Origin of the sequence: Microvirga tunisiensis, assembly GCF_009296175.1 — a bacterium.
Lineage (GTDB): Bacteria > Pseudomonadota > Alphaproteobacteria > Rhizobiales > Beijerinckiaceae > Microvirga > Microvirga tunisiensis.
In genome coordinates, this window is the sequence record NZ_VOSK01000026.1 from 15,086 (window position 1) to 34,234 (window position 19,149).

The 19,149-nt window shown below is 61.9% G+C and carries 16 protein-coding genes and 1 pseudogene; 5 read left to right on the forward strand and 12 right to left on the reverse strand.

Translation table 11 applies throughout. The features are described from left to right. Nucleotides 1-147: 147 nt before the first annotated feature. A pseudogene (locus tag FS320_RS09970) lies at nucleotides 148-849 on the forward strand (IS6 family transposase). Nucleotides 850-1,045: 196 nt separating this feature from the next. On the opposite strand, the gene FS320_RS09975 reads toward FS320_RS09970, so the two are convergent. Beyond that, complete coding sequence (locus tag FS320_RS09975; RefSeq protein WP_152711311.1) at nucleotides 1,046-2,323, reverse strand: ArgE/DapE family deacylase; 1,278 nt, start codon at nucleotides 2,321-2,323, stop codon at nucleotides 1,046-1,048. A 181-nt stretch (nucleotides 2,324-2,504) separates the two neighbouring features. Here FS320_RS09975 and FS320_RS09980 point away from each other — a divergent pair, with 181 nt between their 5' ends. The 4 genes from FS320_RS09980 to FS320_RS09995 all read left to right on the forward strand — a co-directional run bounded on the left by FS320_RS09980 (nucleotide 2,505) and on the right by FS320_RS09995 (nucleotide 5,110). After that, nucleotides 2,505-3,290, forward strand: coding sequence for an IclR family transcriptional regulator domain-containing protein (locus tag FS320_RS09980; RefSeq protein ID WP_202882842.1), 786 nt, complete (start codon nucleotides 2,505-2,507; stop codon nucleotides 3,288-3,290). Beyond that, entirely contained in the window at nucleotides 3,287-3,784 is a 498-nt protein-coding gene (locus tag FS320_RS09985) for a GNAT family N-acetyltransferase (RefSeq protein WP_202882843.1), read from the forward strand. Before FS320_RS09980 ends, FS320_RS09985 begins: the two co-directional genes overlap by 4 nt. Then, nucleotides 3,781-4,698: a DMT family transporter gene (locus tag FS320_RS09990; RefSeq protein ID WP_244627062.1), complete on the forward strand. Its 918-nt coding sequence runs from the start codon at nucleotides 3,781-3,783 to the stop codon at nucleotides 4,696-4,698. The genes FS320_RS09985 and FS320_RS09990 overlap by 4 nt, the downstream gene beginning before the upstream one ends. A gap of 88 nt (nucleotides 4,699-4,786) precedes the next feature. After that, a complete protein-coding gene (locus FS320_RS09995; RefSeq protein WP_152711316.1) occupies nucleotides 4,787-5,110 on the forward strand; it encodes a cupin domain-containing protein in 324 nt (107 codons plus the stop codon). A gap of 26 nt (nucleotides 5,111-5,136) precedes the next feature. Here the strand turns inward: FS320_RS09995 and FS320_RS10000 are convergent, their stop codons facing one another. From FS320_RS10000 to FS320_RS10050, 11 genes are all read right to left on the reverse strand, one after another. After that, nucleotides 5,137-6,462 (reverse strand): aspartate aminotransferase family protein, encoded by a 1,326-nt coding sequence (locus FS320_RS10000; protein WP_152711318.1) that lies wholly within the window; start codon nucleotides 6,460-6,462, stop codon nucleotides 5,137-5,139. Then, on the reverse strand, nucleotides 6,459-7,520 hold the full coding sequence (locus FS320_RS10005) for a phosphotransferase (RefSeq protein ID WP_152711320.1): 1,062 nt from the start codon (nucleotides 7,518-7,520) through the stop codon (nucleotides 6,459-6,461). The genes FS320_RS10000 and FS320_RS10005 overlap by 4 nt, the downstream gene beginning before the upstream one ends. Before the next feature lie 171 nt (nucleotides 7,521-7,691). Next, nucleotides 7,692-8,936, reverse strand: a complete 1,245-nt coding sequence (locus FS320_RS10010) for a Zn-dependent hydrolase (RefSeq protein ID WP_152711322.1) — start codon at nucleotides 8,934-8,936, stop codon at nucleotides 7,692-7,694. A 32-nt stretch (nucleotides 8,937-8,968) separates the two neighbouring features. Next, a complete protein-coding gene (locus tag FS320_RS10015) occupies nucleotides 8,969-9,640 on the reverse strand; it encodes an FCD domain-containing protein (RefSeq protein WP_162002994.1) in 672 nt (223 codons plus the stop codon). 84 nt (nucleotides 9,641-9,724) lie between these two features. Next, nucleotides 9,725-11,155 (reverse strand): aldehyde dehydrogenase family protein, encoded by a 1,431-nt coding sequence (locus FS320_RS10020; protein ID WP_152711324.1) that lies wholly within the window; start codon nucleotides 11,153-11,155, stop codon nucleotides 9,725-9,727. Between the two features lie 33 nt (nucleotides 11,156-11,188). After that, nucleotides 11,189-12,250 carry a histone deacetylase family protein gene (locus tag FS320_RS10025; protein WP_152711326.1) on the reverse strand — a complete coding sequence of 354 codons (1,062 nt, stop codon included), beginning with the start codon at nucleotides 12,248-12,250 and terminating at the stop codon, nucleotides 11,189-11,191. 31 nt (nucleotides 12,251-12,281) lie between these two features. After that, nucleotides 12,282-13,979 carry a thiamine pyrophosphate-binding protein gene (locus FS320_RS10030; protein WP_152711327.1) on the reverse strand — a complete coding sequence of 566 codons (1,698 nt, stop codon included), beginning with the start codon at nucleotides 13,977-13,979 and terminating at the stop codon, nucleotides 12,282-12,284. 23 nt (nucleotides 13,980-14,002) lie between these two features. Then, the gene (locus FS320_RS10035) at nucleotides 14,003-15,634 is read right to left on the reverse strand and encodes an ABC transporter ATP-binding protein (RefSeq protein ID WP_152711328.1); all 1,632 of its coding nucleotides are present in this window, start codon (nucleotides 15,632-15,634) and stop codon (nucleotides 14,003-14,005) included. A gap of 1 nt (nucleotide 15,635) precedes the next feature. Then, nucleotides 15,636-16,472, reverse strand: a complete 837-nt coding sequence (locus FS320_RS10040; protein ID WP_152711330.1) for an ABC transporter permease — start codon at nucleotides 16,470-16,472, stop codon at nucleotides 15,636-15,638. A gap of 11 nt (nucleotides 16,473-16,483) precedes the next feature. Then, on the reverse strand, nucleotides 16,484-17,461 hold the full coding sequence (locus tag FS320_RS10045) for an ABC transporter permease (protein WP_152711332.1): 978 nt from the start codon (nucleotides 17,459-17,461) through the stop codon (nucleotides 16,484-16,486). Between the two features lie 71 nt (nucleotides 17,462-17,532). Continuing rightward, nucleotides 17,533-19,107, reverse strand: a complete 1,575-nt coding sequence (locus FS320_RS10050) for an ABC transporter substrate-binding protein (protein WP_162002996.1) — start codon at nucleotides 19,105-19,107, stop codon at nucleotides 17,533-17,535. Nucleotides 19,108-19,149: the final 42 nt, after the last annotated feature.

Genomic DNA, 19,149 nt, shown 5'->3' on the forward strand with positions numbered 1-19,149 from the left:
GGACGACAGGTTTTCATTTGCATGGGATAGTTACTTTACTGTCAGCAACTGATCTCAGGCGCTGATAGCAGAGAGATCCGTGTGCTCCCGCCTGCGGCGTTGTCACGTTAACCTGGGCATGAGATCGAGCGGTGTAGATGGTCCGGCATGAGCAAGCTTATCAGCTACAAACGCCATCGCTTTCCGCCTGAGATCATCGCCCATGCGGTCTGGTTGTACTTCCGGTTTCCTCTGAGCCTGCGATTGGTCGAGGAGATGTTGCTCGAGCGCGGCGTCGTTATCTCGTACGAGACCATCCGCCGCTGGGCGCTGAAGTTCGGGCCGGCGTACGCTCGCCGCCTCAGGCGCAAGACGCCAAGCCGTCGCGACGTGTGGCACTTGGATGAGGTTGTGATTACGATCTCTGGCCAGAAGCACTGGTTGTGTCGGGCGGTGGATTAGGATGGCTATGTGCTCGATGAGGTTATCCAGACCCGCCGTGACACCAAGGCGGCCAAACGCTTGCTGAGGCGTCTTTTGCGCAAGCAGGGCTGCCCACCCCGGCGGATGATCACCGACAAGCTCGGCTCTTATGCTGCCGCCCAGCGTCAGATCATGCCAGATGTCGAGCACCGCTCCCACAAAGGGGTCAACAATCGGGCAGAAAATTCGCATCTTCCGTTCCGCCAACGAGAGCGGGTGATGCAAGGCTTTCGATCGCCCAGGTACCTGCAGCGGTTCGTGAATGTCTTCTCGGCCGTCCGCAATCTTTTCGTTCCACCTCGCTCCAGCCGCTCCGCCCCTGCCACCCATCTGCACCGCCTCAACGCCATGGCGGAATGGAAAGCTGTGACCAACATTGCTGCCTGAGCCCGTCCGGCGACCAATTCGACCTGAAGTGCACTTGCTGGCAGTTAATGTGACAACGCCGAAATAGTAACCGCACAGGCGTATGTCCGACGGTACGACTTCGATCAGCGCGCCGCTATTCAAATCATCCTCACCAGCATCTCGTTGGCCAGTGCGACGCCCTGTCCGAGGGGCCTGTCATCGCACGCACTCTGTCTCATGCCGCTTCGACTCCACACCACTCGGCGATGAAGAGCGCCATCGCGGTGGTGATGCGCTTGATGGACGCAATGCTGGCTCGTTCGTCGAATCCATGGATGTTCTGGGAACTCGGACCATAACAAAGCGCCGGAATCTTATCGTAAAGCGCATAGACGCGCGCGTCGAGATAGCCCGCCGTCATGAAGGTTTCTAGCGGCTTGCCCGTTGCAGCTTCATGGGCGCGGCCGAGCACGGATTCGGCCTCGGAACCGGGCGCGAGCACGTAGCCCTCGGTGTAAAAACCGTTGAAGGTCACCAGCGGGGGATTGTTGGCAAAATAGGCATCGGACCGCGCGAACGCGCCGAGACGGTTGCGGATTTCCTGGGCGGCCTCTTCGGCGGACGTGCCGGGATAAATCGCGATCCGGCAATCAAGCCGGCACCAGCACGGGACTGATGAGGCCCAGTCGCCACCCTCGATCTTGCCCACATTGAGGTTGATGGGGTGGGCTTCGTTCTCGAAATGCTCGCGTCCCACCTTGCGGGTGTTCCATTCCTCTTCCATCCGGCGCAGTTCGGCGATGACGCGGTAGGCGGCGTCGATGGCGTTGGCCCCGGCTCCCATCTCGCGCACCGGGTGACCGCGAACCTCGACCTGGAACCACACCACGCCCACATTGGCGCGAACCAGCTTTTCCTCTTCGGGCTCGGGAATGAGAACGGCATCGGCCTTGTAGCCACGCAGATGGGTCATTAACGCACCGTTGCCGGTCGATTCTTCCTCCACAACGGACTGGACATAGACTGTCGCTGCCGGCTGCAGGCCAATGCGGCGTAAGGCGTCCATCGCGAAGAGATTTGCCGCGTGGCCGACCTTCATGTCGGCGCCGCCGCGACCGTAGATCCAATCCCCCTCGATCACCGGATCGAACGGGGCATGTGTCCACATCTCGGCAGGTCCGGGGGGGACAACGTCCACGTGGGCCTGAAGAATGAGCGAGCGACCGGCCTCTGTCCGCGGGCGGTGAATTCCGACGACGATCGGCGCCTCCGAATGCTCGTCCGTCCAGGGCGATCCGCCCGGGTGACTTTCGATGGCGGCGCGATCCATCTCGAACCTGTCCATCGCGTAGCCACGGTCCGACAGCTGACGAAATACGAAATCCTGCACGGTGTGTTCGGCGCCACGCACGGACGGGAAGCGAATCATCTCCTGCGTGAAGGCCAGCTGATCGGCAAAGCCCGCCTCGACGGAGGCGATGATCTTGTCACGGAGGTCGGCTTCCAGGGTCATGGGTGCGCTCGCATCAGACGGGTCAGGATTATGGTGACGAAGGGAGTATTTGCAAGGGCTCTGACTTGTGTCAAACTATGACTGCTTGTGTCACCTGATGGCACTTGGGAGGGTTTCTGAACCGGTGATGGACCACGCCGACACGCTTCCGCGGTTTCCCGGGAAACCTGGAGTGCCCCAGGTGCGCGCCGTCGAGCGGGCGGTGGCACTGTTGCGCGCCTTTGCGCCCGATCGACCGCGCCTGACATTGACAGAGCTTGCCCAAGCGACCGCGCTCGACAAGGGAACGGCACGCCGTCTCCTGCACACGCTGATCGCGACGGGCGTTGTCGGCTTCGATGCGCGCGCACAGCATTACATGCTCGACCCCGCCATTCTGGAGATTGCCTCCGCAGTGCAGGTGGGATCCGACTTGCGCGATATTGCTTCACCCATTCTGGGAGAAGTCTCCGAGGCAACGGCCACATCCGCATTCCTTTGGATCCCCCATGAGCACGCGGCTTTGTGCGTCGATCGCGTTCGCGCGCCGCGGCTTCATATCGACACCACCTGGTTCGCCGTCGGTGCGCGCGCGGCGCTCAATTGCGGTGCCGGTCCTCGGATCGTGCTCGCCTTCATCGACGATGACACACGCGAACGCAGCCTCGCGGGCGATATGCCCCGGCGCACGGCGTTCAGCGAGACTTCGCCCGCAAAATTGCGCAAAGCCGCGAAAACCATTCGTCAAAGAGGGTGGGAACTGGCAAAGGACGATTTCTATGTCGGCCTCGCGGCGCTCGGCGTGCCCATTTTGGACCGCAGCGGAGTGTTCGCCGGATCCCTCAGCATCACGGGCCTCACCGCCGATATCGTGGCGAATGCTCCGACCCGGCACCTGAAGGTACTCAAAGACGCAGCCGAACGGATCGGGGCCAGGCTTCAGACCCACCACACAGAAGTCGATCGCCGGCAGGGGAGGAAACCATGAGCGCAACCAGCAGCACATCGGGTGCGGCCATTGGGGCAAACGCAATGATACCCCGCGTTGTCCCGGTGTCCCCGGAACACCGCGACGCCTGGGAGAAGCTGTATGCTGGCTACGCGGAATTTTACCGGGTCACGCAGATACCCGAGATGCGCGCTACCGTCTGGGGGTGGTTGCAGGACCCCGAACACGAGGTGGAGGGGTTCGTTGCCCTCGACCAGAACGATCGACCCATCGGCCTTGCGCACTTTCGAGCCTTCGCGCGTCCGCTGGCTGCAACGACGGGTGGCTTTCTGGATGATCTGTTCGTGGCGCCCGATGCGCGCGGCTCCGGCGCTGCGCAGGCGCTGATCGACGCGGTCGTCGAGGCCGGCCGCGGTCGGGGCTGGACGGTTATCCGGTGGATTACCGCCGACGACAATTATCGCGCGCGGTCGGCCTATGATCGCATCGCGGGCCGCACAAAATGGATCACCTACGAGATCAAGACGCCTTGAAAATCGAAGCGCGTGCAGCCAGGCCTACCCTCCCTGCCGCCTATTACAAGGCGGCGATCCCACTCCTTGCACTGCTCTGGGGCTTTAACTGGCCCGCGGTAAAGATTGTGCTGTCCGAGATCAGCCCTTGGGCGTTTCGGGCAAGCGCCATGAGCCTCGGGGGCGCGGTGCTCGCCGGAGTCGCTCTCATGCGCGGCGACTCGCTTGCCGTGAGGCGCGACCATTGGGCGCGACTCATCGGCGCCGGATTTCTCTCCATCGCGGCCTTCAATATCCTGCTCACATTCGCACAGCTCTCCGGCCCCACGTCGCGAGCCGCTATCGTCACGTTCACGATGCCGATCTGGACCGTGATCTTCGCGCGACTTCTGCTCGGCGAGAAATTCGACCGGCGACAATGCCTCGGGCTTGCACTCGGGGCCGGCGGATTGGTGGCACTGGGATGGCCGTTGCTGAGGAGCGGTGAGCTCACGACCGGAGTGCTTCTGTCACTGGTGGCGGGAATTTACTGGGCTCTCGGCACCATCGTCAGCAAGCGGTTTCCCGTAGCGGCGCCGCCCCTCACGATCGCCACGTGGCAAATTCTCGTCGGCGCGGCCTGCGCCATAGGGGGCATGATTGCGTTCGAGGGCGTGCCCGTGCCGCATGCACTCCAGGCGGCCACCATCATGGCATTTCTCTACCACGTGCTTCTTTCGCAGGCGCTTGCCTATCTTCTCTGGTTCGCCATCCTGGCGCGTGTACCGGCCGGCACTGCGAGCCTTGGAACATTAATGGTTCCTCCGGTCGGGGTTTACGGCGCGATGCTACTGCTCGGTGAACAACCAACGATGGCCGATTTCATCGGGCTCATTCTGGTGATCGGTGCGGCCGCGTCAGTACTCCTCCCCGCGCGAGGTTCACGGGCATCATGAGCGCCACGCGAAACGTCCCGGATCGACATCGCTCGCGCGATGTTGGACAATCCACCATCGAAATCGTAGCACATCACGCGAGAGAAACATGGCTTTCCAATGCACGATCCCTGCTGTCCCGACAGTGCAGCAAGACGACTCGACCATTCGCATCACCCGATGGGATTTTCCGACCGGCGCGGTAACCGGCTGGCACCGGCACGAATGGCCTTATTTCGTCATCATGCTCACGGACGGAATCCTCAGAATTCATGATGGCAAATCGGCGAGGGACGTACCGCTCGTCGCTGGACAATCCTATATGCGCCTCGCCGGGATCGAGCACGATGTCATGAACGGATCGGAGCACCCGATCGCGTTCGTCGAAATCGAGGTCAAGCAGCCGGAGGCTCTCTCGCAGGCGCCCGCCTAATCGCCTGGTTTTGGCCGCGGTCTCGCCTAGCGGCCCGCGACTTCCCTCAGGACCTCGTCGAGTGCGGTGAGGAACAGGTCCGCGTTGTCGTTCGAGAAGACGAGAGGCGGCCTGATCTTGAGGACATTGGCAGCAGGCCCGGCCGCGCTGATGAGGATGCGGCGGGCGCGAAGCCCGTTGACGACACGGGCGGTTTCATCCGTTGCAGGCTCGCGCGTCCGCGGATTGCTCACGAGTTCGACGCCGACGAATAGGCCGGCAGCGCGAATGTCGCCGATCATCGCGTGCGTCTTTGCCAGTTCCTCAAGGCCGTCGCTAAGACGGGCGCCCACCGCGGCGGCATTGTCGATGAGGTTTTCGTTTTCGATGACATCCAGCACCGCCATCCCGACCGCGACCGAGACGGGGTTTCCGCCGAACGTGTTGAAATAGCGCAGATTCTGACCGAACTCGGCCAGAATCTCCGGACGCGCCACCATGCCGGCTATGGGATGCCCATTGCCCATCGGCTTTCCGAGCGTGACGATGTCGGGAACGATGCCGTGGCGCTGGAAACCCCACATCTGGCCGCCGGTCCGGCCAAATCCCGGCTGAACCTCGTCGGCGATGAAGACCCCGCCGGCCTTGTGCATGACCGCGACAGCCTCTGCGAGGAAGCCGGGCGGATCTGTGAATACGCCATCGCTGGAAAAAATAGTGTCGACGATAAGCCCCGCCGGCTTGATGCCGTTGGCACGCATGTCATCAATCGCGCATTGCACATGACGAGCGAACAACGCGCCCACATCCTGACCACTATTTCGATAGGCATCCGGCGCTGGCACCGTGCGAACGTGATCGCCGAGCCTCATTGAACTGCCGAGAGATGGGGACATCTCCGCGACGGCGTTGGTGACGCCGTGATAGGCATAGTGCGTGACTATGAAGCCGGTGCCGCCAGCATGCGCCTTCGCTACGCGAAACGCCAGATCGTTCGCCTCACTGCCAGTGCAGGTGAACATTACGTGCCCAAACTCGGAAGGAAAGTGGCCCAAAAGCCGCTCGGCATAATCGAGAGCGGAATCATGCAGATATCGCGTATGGGTGTTGAGCGTGCGGGCCTGTCGGCAGAGCGCCTCTAGCACGTGTGGATGACAATGCCCGACCGATGCGACATTATTGTAAACGTCGAGATACGCACGCCCTTCGGGATCATAGAGCCACACGCCTTTGCCGCGCACGACGTGAACGGGCTCGGTGTAGAAGAGCCGGTAGGCCGGGCCGAGAAGCCGCCGCCGCCGCGCGATCATCTCCCTTTGTTGCACAGACAAGTGGCCCGCATTGGCAGGGTCGTAGGCGTTGATCATCGTCATATCGATCGCTCCGTTTGGCAGGCTCGACGCAGGTAGATTTGCGCGTCCGTGCGACTCAATTCACTGCACCGTGCTAGACCTGCCCAGGCCTGCGGGCTGTTGCGCAGGATATAGGTGGCGTTCTCAGGATACCGTGCTGCCCGCCACCCGGAGATGGCGACCGTGAGGACCATGCGCGTCATGATCAAGTCGAAGAGAATGTCGAGTTCTTCGGGCTCGAGCGGAAGAACGCAGTGATAGGCGGAGATCATCTCGGCGGCAGTCTCAAGCGGATGGCTGCCGGACCGAAGCTGATAGGCGGCCGCCACCGCCAGATTGTTGATGAGGGGCGCGTGAACCATATCGCCGAAATCGATGATGCCAGCGATGCGGCTGTGATCATCGGGCGACACCAGCACGTTATGCGGGTTGAGATCGTTGTGAATCACCTGAGCGCGCAGGCGCGGCAGCTTCGGCAATGCGTGAGCCTCGAAGGTATCGAGATAGCCTTGTGCCAGGGTGCGGCGCGCCCTGTCCTGAACGTGAACGAGCAGGTCGCGTACGCGACTGGCATGTTTCAGGTCCCACATCAGTTCGTGACCCGCGGCCGGGTGGAAGAATCCGCGCATCGCAAGGTCGAGGCGCGCCGTCTCCGCTCCGAGATTTCGCCTGAGCGCGGGGCCGGCCGATACGCGGTGGAAAGGCACTCCCTGCAGGAACGAGAGAACGCGAACGATGCGCGGCGTCTCATTTTCGAGGGCCAACACCCACTCGGCAGCGCCCGCCCGCGTCGGCACCAGACGGGGCACCGGAAGATTCGGATTGACCTGTGCGATATGGAGGAGAGCGCGGGTCTGAAAGTCGATTACCTCCCTACTTTCAGCCGGGTTGCTAACCTTCAGCACATAATGCTCATCGCCGACCTGGAGATGAAAGTTTCTATCACGTTCGCCGGCGAGCTCGGAGATACGCCCGGTGAGGCCGAAAACATCCCGTGCAACTCCGTCGACTTCGTCAAGCGTGAGGGCGGGAGAGGCCGTGTCGAGAAGCGAAGCGATGTCGGAGATCTGCTTGGTCATCTTCGGAACTCCTCGGCGGCCTGTCGATGATGCATGATGCATCATTTTATTCAAGAGAGGCCGTGCTTTTCTTAGTTCAACGGTGAGCGGAAGTGACGCGAATACAATGTCGAGCCGCCCGCGATGGGAGTTTGCAGCACAGCGCGCGGCAAACGATGTCGTTTGGACAATTTAGCGATCCGCCCTGCCGACTGCGGCGTGCAGCAGTACGTTCAACCCAGGCTCCAGATCTTCGCGTGTGGCGCGCTCGTTGTTGTTGTGGGTGATGCCACCCTCACACGGCGTAAAGATCATGGCCGCCGGGCAAACCCGCGCCATGAAATAGGCGTCGTGCCCAGCCTGACTCGGCAGGTCGCGGGTTGAATATCCGAGAGCCTGTGCGTGAGTCCGGATGTCAGCGATCATCTGCTGGTCGAAGATGGCGCCGCCCCAGCCCCAGCGTTCAAATACCTTGCCGGTGCATCCCGCACGGGCGGCCGAAACGCCGACAGCGCGTTCGACCCGTTCCGCCATCACAGCGGCGACCTCCGGATCGTTGTGCCGCACATCGCAAAAGGCCTGCGCCCAATCCGACACGATGCCGGCCTTGTTCGGCCAGGCGGTCATTCGTGCCGCGGTCGCCTTGCCGCCCGTGTCGGCGTAGTCCCAACCGATATCGTCCACGGCGACAAGCAGGCGAGCCGCTGCCACCAGTGCGTTGCGTCGATGCTCCATCGGACAGGGTCCCGCATGGGCTGTCTCGCCGTTGAACTCCACAAAAAACCCGCGGGAGCTGTACGCGTGGGTGACGATGCCAACCTGCGTCTTCTCCGCATCGAGGATGGGGCCCTGCTCGATATGCAGCTCGAAATAGGCATCCAGCTCCCGGCCGCCGACGGGCGCATCACCGAGGTAACCGATGCGTCGCAACTCCTCCCCAAACGTCGCAGCGTCGTCACTCGGACGCTGGTGAACCCAATCGAGTTCGTATGCGCCGGCGAAGCATCCGGAGGCAGTCATCGGCGGAGAGAAACGCGCGCCTTCCTCGTTCGTCCAATTGACGATCTCGATCGGCCGCTGCGTCTGGTGCCCCAGGTCGTTCAGCGTGCGGATAGCTTCGAGTGCGCCAAGAACACCCACGATACCGTCGAACCGCCCGCCATTCGCCTGGGTATCGAGATGGCTCCCCATCAGCACAGGCGGCAATGTGTCGTCCAGCCCGGACCGCCGTGCGAAGATATTACCGACCCTATCAATAGTGATGGCGAGCCCCGCCTCCCGGCACCATTCCACGAACACGTCGCGAATTGCCTTGTCGGCATCGCTGAGCGCAAGGCGCGATAGACCGCCCTCTCGACCCCGGCCGATCTCAGCCGAACGCTCAATCGTCGACCAGAAGCGCTCGAGATTGACGCGGGTGGAAGAGGAAAAAGCCATGACGTTAAAAACCCTTGGTAAATGCGGACCGCTCACGCGTCGTCGCTGCTCAGGATGTTGCTGTGAAGAATCACGTCGCCACCGCCCAGGATGTCTTCCCGAATGGCGTTCTTGGCCGTCACGGAATCATGCCGGCGGATGGCATCGAGCACGGCGTAGTGATGTTCGATCATGGTCCGCCCGCCGCCTTCATAGGCCGCGGCGATCACCGGGCCCATCTGAAGCCAGAGGTTCTGCAATATGCCCCGCAGAACCGGCATGGCGGCGATGTTCGCGAGTTCGAAATGGAAGATCTGGTTGCTTTCCGTGGCCCGCGCGAATTCGTTTCGTGACAGCGCGCGCTCGTTGTCGTCGATGAGCCTTTCCAGGCGTGCGATATCGGCGGCTGACGCGTTGCTGGCAGCACGCTCCGCCGCCAGCCCTTCCAGCTTCAGGCGGATGGTGCGGATCTCCAGATACCGATCCTGGTGCAGGACCGGTACGCGGATGTCGCGGGGGCTCTTCAGCAAGAGGGCGCCTTCATGGACGAGACGAAGGATGGCATCTCGCACAGGTGTTACGCTGGTTCCCATTTCGTGCGCCAGGTCCCGGATCTTGAGTCGTTCGCCCGGCTTCAGGGCGCCCTTGGTCAACGCCCCGGCGATATGCTGATAGACGATTTCGCCCAGCTTGCTGTGGTCGATGGTTTGGAATTCATAATCCACGACAGCGTCCCGCCTGCGTTGGCATTGCGCTCTCTTTTTGTCGGGGACCGAGACCGCGAGCCGGGCCTCGATCCCGTTCGATGGTCATGCGGCCTGGTAGCCGAACATCGATTTGACCTCGAGGAAATCCTCGAAGCCGAACTTACCCCATTCGCGGCCGTTGCCGGACTGCTTGTAGCCGCCGAAGGCGCCCGCGAGGTCACCGGGCGACCCGTTGAGATGCACCATGCCTGCGCGCATCTGCCGACCCACGTTGCGGGCGTGATCGAGATCACCCGAGGTAACGTAGCTGGAAAGGCCGTACACCGTGTCGTTGGCGATTACGATGGCTTCCTCCTCGCTGCCATAGGGCAGGATCGACAGCACGGGGCCAAAAATCTCTTCGCGGGCAATCGTCATGTCGTTGCGCACGTCGGCAAAGACCGTCGGGCGGATGTAATAGCCGCGGTTGACAGTTTCCGGGCGGCCCGGTCCGCCCGTCACAAGGCGCGCGCCTTCGGCAATGCCCGCCTCGATCAGGGCCTGAATCTTGTCGAACTGCACCTTGCTGACCACCGGCCCGATGGTGGTCGTTGCCGCACGGGGATCGCCCACCACCGTCTGTTCGGCGATCTTGCGAGCGATCTCTATGACTTCCTCCTGACGGTCTGCCGGCACCAGCAAGCGGGTAGGCGCGTTGCAGGACTGGCCGCTATTGCTGAAGCACTGGCGGGTGCCATGCGTGACCGCCTGGAGGAAATCCGCGTCCGGAAGGATGATATTAGGCGATTTTCCACCGAGTTCCTGTGACACCCGCTTCACCGTGTCGGCGGCCGCGCGCGCAACCGCGATGCCTGCCCGGGTCGATCCGGTGAACGATACCATGTCGATATCGGGATGCGTTGAGAGCGCCTGGCCGACTGTCGGACCGTCCCCGTTGACCATGTTGTAGACGCCGGCCGGAACGCCCGCTTCGTGCATGATCTGGCTGAACAGCACACCTGACATGGGCGCCACTTCGCTGGGTTTAAGCACCATGGTGCAGCCGGTGGCGAGCGCCGGACCGACCTTGCAGGCGATCTGGTTCATGGGCCAGTTCCACGGCGTGATGAAACCGCAGACCCCAATCGGCTCACGGGTGATCAGCGTGTTGTTGATCATCTCGTCGAACTCGAAAGTCCTGAGAACTTCGAGAACCTGCGACAGGTGCCCGAGGCCCGCGGCAGCCTGGGCCTCTTTGGCAAAGCCCAGCGGAGCGCCCATCTCGTCGGAAATTGCGGCCGCCATCTCGTCGTAATGCTTTTTGTAGGTGGCGATCACGCTTTCCAGCAGCTCCACCCGTTCCTTGCGTGTGCTGCGCGAGAATGAACCAAACGCACGCTTCGCGGCTGCGACCGCCTTGTCGACATCCGCCTTTTCACCCATCGCAATGCGCGCATAGGCTTCCTCTGTGGCAGGGTTCACGACTTCGAGCGTCGCGCTCCCGACCGGAGAAACCCACGATCCGTCGATGTAGAACTGGAGAGCCTGTGTCATTGCTTGTTTCCTTCCGAACTGGAGCGATACCGCTTAGCCACTATAAGGTTTCTTTTCGAGAAGCCCGTCAAGGAACTGCCCGAGACAATCGCCAATCACCGAAATCTGGTATCCGCCCTCCTGCACCACTACCGTGGGCAGGCCGATGGCGCGGATGCGTTCCCCGATGCCGCGAAATCCTTCCGTCGAAACATCGAGCAGGCCAATCGGATCCTCCCGATGGCTATCGTAGCCGAGCGCCACAACGAGCGCCTCGGCGCCGAAATCGCGGACTTTCATAGCCGCCTCTTCGACGGCTGCGTGGAAAGTTGCGTCATTGGCTTTGGGCGGAAGCGGAACGTTGATGTTGTATCCCTCGCCATCGCCATGCCCGCGTTCATCGGCGTACCCGATGTAATACGGGTAGTAGGAATTGGGGTCGACATGGACCGAGACGGTCAGCACATCGGCGCGGCGATAGAAGATCTCTTGCGTGCCGTCGCCATGATGCGCGTCCACGTCAAGCACAGCTACCTTGGCATAGCGGCTGCGTAGGCGCTGCGCCGCGATCGCTGAATTGTTGAGATAACAGAAGCCGGAGGCCCGATCGCTGCGCGCGTGGTGGCCGGAGGGACGGCACAGCGCATAGGCCACGGCCTCCCCGCGGAGGATCGCATCCGCCGCAGCCGTCGCGGTATGACTGGACCTGATTGTGGAGGTCCACGTGTTGGGTCCGATCGGCACCGCGAGATCACCGAGATAGTAGCCTGCTTCGGCTACGATCCAGTTGGAGCGGCAGGGGGGGCGGCTCTGCCATTCCGGGCGCCCGTTCCAATAGGGAGAGACATTGGGCAGGACTTCCGGCCCCGCTTCCGGCACCGCGCGCCATCGCTCGTAGGCGCTTTGCAGAAAATCCACGAAGGGTTGTGTGTGGACCGTCAGGGCCGGGCCCACGCCATAATCGGCAGGCTTCTCCGGCGAAACGCCGCGTTTCGCGAGCGCGCCCAGCAAAGCCTCGGTGCGGCTCGGCAAGTCCTTGGGATCGCGAATGCGGCCGACCTGCATGAATTGCTGGGGGTCGTGCAGACCCTGGTCGGGATGAAAGAACGCTCGCATCGAGCTTCGCTCCTGTTGAATGGTCTTGATATTAGGCGCTGGCCCGCGCCAGCGCCGCATCCCGCACCGCGGCCAATGTGGTGTCGGGCGTGATACCGTTCGGATCGTACTGCACCTCGATCAGCGCCGGCATCGATTCACGCTCGGCGAAGGCGAGCGCACGTTCGAATGCGGGCATGAAATCTGGCGTCTGGGCGACCGTCTCCCCATGTCCACCATAAGCACGCACAAGCGTGGCGAAATCGGGGTTGGTCAGCGAGAGACCGAACACGCGCGCCGGATATTCGCGCTCCTGATGCTGCCGGATGGTGCCCCACATCCCGTTGTTGAAGACGAGAATGACGATCCCCAGCTTGCTTTGCGCCGCGGTGCCGAGCTCCTGCATGGTCATCTGGAAACAGCCGTCGCCCGCGTAGCAGATGACGACACGTTCAGGAAAAGCAAGCTTCGCGGCGATGGCGCCCGGGAGCCCGTATCCCATCGCGCCGCAGACCGGCGAGGCCTGCGTGCCCAGCCCGGAGAATTGTAGAAACCGGTGTGGAAACAGGGCAAAGTTGCCTGCGCCGAGAGTGATGCACGCATCCTTCGGCAGGCGGTCGCGGAGCGAGGCGGAAATCTCCGCGAGATTCGTTTCGCCAGGCATCGGTCCCGGCTTCAGCGTCGCTTGATACTCCCCATTGGCCGTCCTCGCGGCGCCAGCCCAGCGAGGCGTTGCTTTCGGCGAGAGCGACGTAACCGCGGTGCTGAACCCGGTCGGATCGGCCACCATGGCGAGTTCAGCCCGGTAAACCCGACCAAGCTCGTTCGGATCAGGATGAATGTGGACTAAAGTCTGGCGTGGAACGGGGCTCGTCACATGGACGTAGCCTTCTGTGGTAGGCTCGTCGAGACGTGTGCAGACGGCCAGGAGGAGATCTGAATCCTCCATACGCTTCGCAAGCTTGCGGTCCATTCCGTAGCCGACATGCCCGGCAAAATTGGGGTGGCGATTGTCGAAGCATTCCAGGCGCCGCCAGGAGACACCGACCGGCAGATCGAAACGCTCTGCGAAGCCGCGCATCTTAGCCAGCGCCTCGTCGGTCCAGCCGGCGCCGCCAACGATCATGAAAGGCCGCTCGGCCTGTGCGAGAAGCTCCGCCAGGCGGGTGATTTCAGCAGGCGCCGGGTGGGCGTGTGCGCGTGCTCCCGGCAAGACGTCCGGCACCGAGGCCTGTCCCCACAGAACGTCCTCGGGGAGCGCCAGCACCACCGGTCCGGGTCTTCCACTGCGGGCGACCTGGAACGCGCGGGCGATATATTCGGGGATACGGTCCGTGCGGTCGATGCTCGCGACCCATTTGGACATGGAGCCGAACATACGGCGATAATCGACTTCCTGGAAACAGTCGCGCTCTACCGTGTCTGACCCGATCTGGCCGACGAAGAGGATCATCGGCGTGCCGTCCTGATAGGCCGTATGCACGCCGATGCTCGCATTGGTCGCGCCCGGCCCGCGGGTGACGAAGCAGATGCCGGGTTCGCCCGTCAGCTTTCCGTGGGCTTCCGCCGCGTATGCGGCACCGCCCTCCTGCCGGAACGACACGGTGGAAATCTCGTCGCGGTGCGCATAAAGCGAGTCGATGCAGGGCAGGAAGCTTTCGCCGGCGACCATGAAGACCCGGCGCACGCCGTTGATCATCAGTTGGCGGACAAGAATCTCACCGCCGGAGCGGACAGCTGAGGGGTTCATCGTGTTATCTCCTGCGGGGATCATTACAGCACCGCGAGGCGCGGGTTCCAGCGAAGGCCCGGAATAGCGGTAATCAGTTGTTGCGTATAGGCGTGTTGGGGCGCATCGAACACCTGTTCGGGCGGGCCCGATTCGACAATCTCGCCGCGATACATCACGGCGATACGGTCGCAGATCTGGGCCGCGATGCGAAGGTCGTGCGTGATAAAGATGATGGCGATGTTAAGCCGGCGTTGCAGGTCCTGCAGCAACTCGAGAACCTGCGCCTGAACCGACACGTCGAGGGCCGAGACGCTTTCGTCGGCCACAAGCAATTCAGGATCGAGAGCGAGCGCACGCGCGATACCAACGCGCTGGCGCTGCCCACCGGAAAATTCCTGCGGGTATCGGTCGAACGCCGAGGATTCGAGGCCGACGAGTTCCAGAAGTTCGCGCGCCTTGCGCTCCGCCTCGGCATAAGAGATGCCGTTTGCAACAGGCCCGTCTGTGAGAATGCGCCCCACGGTCTGGCGCGGGTTCAGGGACGCGAAGGGATCCTGAAAGACCATCTGCATGTGACGCCGCATTGAACGAAAAGCACTCGCTGACAGCGGCACGACATCGCGTCCGCGAAACAGAACCTGCCCGCCATCGACTTCCGTCAGTTTCAACAGGCAGCGGCCAAGCGTCGATTTGCCGGAACCTGATTCACCCACGACCCCGAGGGTCTCGCCACGGCGAAGCGTAAAGCTGATATCGTTAACGGCCTTGACAACGCGCGGCTTCGAGAAAAATCCACCCCCGCTTCGATAGGTCTTGCGAAGGTTCTTTACGTCGAGCAGGAGATCGCCCTCCGCGGCCGCCTTCGCGTCGTGCACCTCGCGATGCGGCACCGCGGCAATCAACCGCCTTGTGTAGGGATGCTGCGGACGGTTCAGCGCGTCAGCCGCAAGACCTTGCTCCACAATGACGCCCCGCTCCATGACGACGACGCGGTCGGCGATATCGGCGACGACGCCGAAATCGTGGGTCACGAACATCACGCCCATGCCCTGGGCCTTCTGGATGCGGCGGATCAGATCGAGAATTTGCGCCTGGGTCGTCACATCGAGGGCGGTGGTGGGTTCGTCGGCGATGAGGAGGGCTGGCTCGAGAGCTAGCGCCATCGCGATCATGACGCGTTGCCGCTGCCCACCCGACAACCGGAAAGGATAGGCGTCTCGCAAATTTGCTGGGTCGGGAAGCCCGACATATTCGAGCAGGTCGAGCACGCGCCGGTCCCGCACTTCGGCGTTACGTTCTCCATGCACCTCCATGACTTCGGCAATCTGGTCACGCACTTTCATCAGCGGGTTGAGTGCCGAGAGCGGCTCCTGGAACACCATTGCCATCGACCGTCCGCGCTCTTGCTCAAGTTCGGATTCCCGCATGGCGAGCAGGTCCTTGCCGCGGAACAGAATGCGCCCACCGGAAGGCGTTAGATACTCCGGAAGCAGTCCCATGATGGCATTGGCGGTCATGGATTTGCCGGACCCGGATTCGCCCACGATGCAGAGAATTTCGCCCGCGTGGAGATTGTAGGAGATTTTCTCGACGGCGAATTCGCGATCGAGCCCGGCCGGAAGCGGGATCGAGAGATTTTCGACTCGAAGAAGAGGTGTGGCTTGCGCGTTCATCTCAGCCCTTCCGACCGCGAAGGTGCGGGTTCATTGCGTCATTAAGCCCCTCGCCGATCAAGTTAATGGCCAGAACCGTCAACAGGATGGCAACGCCGGGGAACACGCTCATCCACCAGGCCTCGCGCAGCATCGTGCGTGCCGCGCCGATCATGAAGCCCCAGCTCATCATGTTGCGGTCGCCAAGACCGAGGAATGAAAGCGAGCTTTCGGTCAGGATGGCAGTCGCGACCATCAGTGACGCCGTGACGATGATGGGCGAAATCGCGTTGGGCAGGATCTGCGTGAACATGATACGAGGCCCGCTCTGGCCGATCACGATGGCAGCCTGCACGAACTCACGGGAACGCAGGCTCAGGAACTCGCCGCGCACGAGCCGCGCGACCGGCGGCCACGACACCACCGCGATCGCGAGCGTGATGGACACGATGTCGGGATTGAAGATCGCTACTAGCACGACGGCCATGGCGAAGGCCGGAATCGTTTGAAAGAACTCGGTGAAGCGCATCAGGAGATCGTCTACCCGTCCGCCATAAAAGCCTGCCAGCGCCCCGATGGTGACGCCGATCACGACGGCTACGGCAGTCGAAATGACGCCGATGAGAAGGGAGACGCGAGCTCCATAGGCGAGGCCCGCCGCGATATCCCGTCCCAGCATGTCGGTGCCAAAGGGAAAGGCCGGATCTTCAGAAGGCGGCAGCAGCGGGTCGCCGACGCTCTGCCAGGGGCTGATCGGGAACAACAAAGGCGCGGTGAAGGCCAGCACCATCACCACGAGCAGAATCGCGAGTCCGATGAGAGCGCCGTAATTGCGCGCGTAGCGCTTGAAGAAATTCATGTCGCGTCTCCTCAGGCAGCCGCTTCGATGCGCGGATCGACGAACCGGTAGAGTAGATCCGCGATCAGATTAACCAGTACCACGACGGCCGCGGTCACGAGAAACACGCCGAGCAGAACCGGATAGTCGCGCTGCAACAGCGCATCGAACATCAACCGACCAATGCCTGGCCACGCAAACACCGTCTCGGTCAGCACGGCGCCGCCGACAAGCTGGCCGGCCTGCATGCTGGCGAAGGTGAAGACCGGCAGGATGGCGTTGCGCAGGACGTGGCGGCGGATGATCTGCGCCTTCGGCACTCCTTTTGCACGGGCAGTCTTGACGAAATCGAGCGCCATCACCTCCAGCATGGAGGCACGCGTGAGGCGCGTATAGACGGCGGTGAAAAACAGGCCGAGGGTCACGGTCGGCAGGACAAGATGGTGGGCGATATCAGCAACACGCGCCCAACCGGTATAGTTGGCGCCGATGCTCTCCATGTCGAAGGGCGGCAGCCAGTCGAGGTGCAGAGAAAACACCAGCACCGACATCAGGGCGATCCAGAACAAAGGCGTCGCGTAGAACACGAGGGCGCTCGTCATGACCACGCTGTCGGCAATGCTGCCCCGGCGATAGGCGGCGATGACGCCTAGCAGAATTCCGAGCACGAGAGAAAACACGAAGGCGCATCCCGTCAGCAGCAACGTGGCCGGCAGACGGTCCAGAATCAGCGTCATGACCGGGACCTGATTGCGGTAGGAATAGCCGAGATCGCCGGTCAAAACGCCCTTGAGATACGTCCAAAGCTGCCAGTAGAGCGGTTGATCAAGGCCGAACTGAGCGCGCAACTGAGCGATAAACTTGGCGTCACCGGCTCCTGCTTCACCGGCAAGGACGGAGGCGGGATCGCCCGGCGCCATGTGGATCAGCACGAAGTTCAGGATCACAACCCCGAGCACGACCAGAATCGCCTTGACGAGGCGCTGAAATAGAAAATCGAGCGTTTTCAACTGTTCCTCCCGACGGCGGCATGGCGTGAGATGGGACGGCATCTACATGCCGGCCCAGCCCAATGCGGCGGTTACTTGGAGATCCAGGCCTCGTCCATGGATTCGTTGAGACCGATGCCGGTCCTCACGAGGTTCTTCACCTTCTTGCGGTTGATGGTGACGTTCTGCATCTCGTAGAGCCAGCCCAATGCCACATCGTCAACGAGGATCTTCTGCGCTTCGGTGTAGGCCTTGGTCGCCACGTCCTTGCTGACCGCGCCGGCGGCGGTTGCGAAGAGTTCGTCGACCTTGGGGTTCAGGTAGTTCTGGTTGTTGCCGTAAGGCGTCCCCTTGACGACGTTGTTCGACAGGTAGTGGCGGGCAACACCAAGCGCCGGATCGCCATACTGATAGGTGAAGTTGAACGTGAGGTCGAAATCGAAGTCGGCGAGCTTCTGCGACCAGCCACCGGCATCGACGCCTTGAATTACGACCTTGAACCCGAGTTGCTCGATCTGCTGCTTAATGTATTCCGACATGCGGTCCCACGCGGCGCCGTAGGGGAGCGGCATCAACCGGATGGTGTAGTCGCCCGGCTTGATGCCTGCATCGGCCAGGAGCTTCTTAGCCTTGGGCAGATCGAACGGATAGGCCGGAACGTCGGGCGTATAGTACATGGTCGAGGACGCAAATGGACCGGTCGCAACCTTACCAAGACCGAAGAACACGTTCTTGACAATGAACTCGCGATCGATCGCATGCATGATGGCTTGGCGAACGCGCTTGTCCGAGAACGGCAATGTGCGCTGGTTCATCTGCATGAACACGAGAGGTGCGTAGTTTTCCCAGCCACTTGTGGTGTTCTCCACCTCAGGCAGCTTCACGAGCCGGCGAACCTCGAAGCCCTCGACGTCGCCGCCGCGAAGAACGTCGACAGTGCCCTTCTCGAAAGCCACTGCGCGCGAGGCGGAATCCGGAATGATGCGGAAATAGAGCTCGTCCAGATAAGGCTTGCCGGGCTTCCAGTAATCCTCGTTGCGCACGAGATGGATGTAGGAGCCGCGCTTCCATTCCTTCAGCTTGAACGGGCCGGTCCCGATAGGCGTCTGGTTGGCGGGATTGGTGCGGTAATCCGTGCCCTCATAGAGGTGCTTCGGAATGATCGGAAAGGAGCTGAGTTCGAACGCGCTGATGAAAGCGGAGAACGGCGTCTTCAGCTTGAACACTACCTGATTGGGGGCCGGTGCGGTGATGCTGTCCACGTAGGTCGTGGCGATAAGGCGCCAGCGCGGATGAGCCTCGCGGAGGAACTTATCGGCTGTGAACACGACGTCATCGGCACTGAACGGCTTGCCGTCGTGCCATTTGACATTGTCCTGGAGGGTGAATGTGTAGGTCAGCCCATCGTCCGAGATGACCCACGATTTCGCGAGCGAAGGAAGAGGCTTTAGGTCGGTGCCGTAGGTCAGCAGGCTCTGGTAGATCTGCCCGCCCACGTACAATGTCGGCCCTTGCGTGTTCAGCCCGACCATCAACACGGGGGGTTCGGGTTGGGCGATCATGTTGAGCGTTCCACCCTTGACTGGCGCCTCCTGCGCGACCGCTCCGGATGCACCGGCACAAAGCCATCCGGCGAGGGCGGCCAGCACGCTAAGCCTCATTTTCATTGTGATCTTCCTCTGGTTATTCAGGTCGAATGACATTCACGC

Coding starts and splice junctions, on each gene's coding strand:
- FS320_RS09975 (WP_152711311.1), bottom strand. CDS start 2,323: ATGACCCTGGAAGCCGACCTCCGTGACAAGATCATCGCCTCCGTCGAG.
- FS320_RS09985 (WP_202882843.1), top strand. CDS start 3,287: ATGAGCGCAACCAGCAGCACATCGGGTGCGGCCATTGGGGCAAACGCA.
- FS320_RS09995 (WP_152711316.1), top strand. CDS start 4,787: ATGGCTTTCCAATGCACGATCCCTGCTGTCCCGACAGTGCAGCAAGAC.
- FS320_RS10000 (WP_152711318.1), bottom strand. CDS start 6,462: ATGACGATGATCAACGCCTACGACCCTGCCAATGCGGGCCACTTGTCT.
- FS320_RS10005 (WP_152711320.1), bottom strand. CDS start 7,520: ATGACCAAGCAGATCTCCGACATCGCTTCGCTTCTCGACACGGCCTCT.
- FS320_RS10010 (WP_152711322.1), bottom strand. CDS start 8,936: ATGGCTTTTTCCTCTTCCACCCGCGTCAATCTCGAGCGCTTCTGGTCG.
- FS320_RS10020 (WP_152711324.1), bottom strand. CDS start 11,155: ATGACACAGGCTCTCCAGTTCTACATCGACGGATCGTGGGTTTCTCCG.
- FS320_RS10025 (WP_152711326.1), bottom strand. CDS start 12,250: ATGCGAGCGTTCTTTCATCCCGACCAGGGTCTGCACGACCCCCAGCAA.
- FS320_RS10030 (WP_152711327.1), bottom strand. CDS start 13,979: ATGAACCCCTCAGCTGTCCGCTCCGGCGGTGAGATTCTTGTCCGCCAA.
- FS320_RS10035 (WP_152711328.1), bottom strand. CDS start 15,634: ATGAACGCGCAAGCCACACCTCTTCTTCGAGTCGAAAATCTCTCGATC.
- FS320_RS10040 (WP_152711330.1), bottom strand. CDS start 16,472: ATGAATTTCTTCAAGCGCTACGCGCGCAATTACGGCGCTCTCATCGGA.
- FS320_RS10050 (WP_162002996.1), bottom strand. CDS start 19,107: ATGAAAATGAGGCTTAGCGTGCTGGCCGCCCTCGCCGGATGGCTTTGT.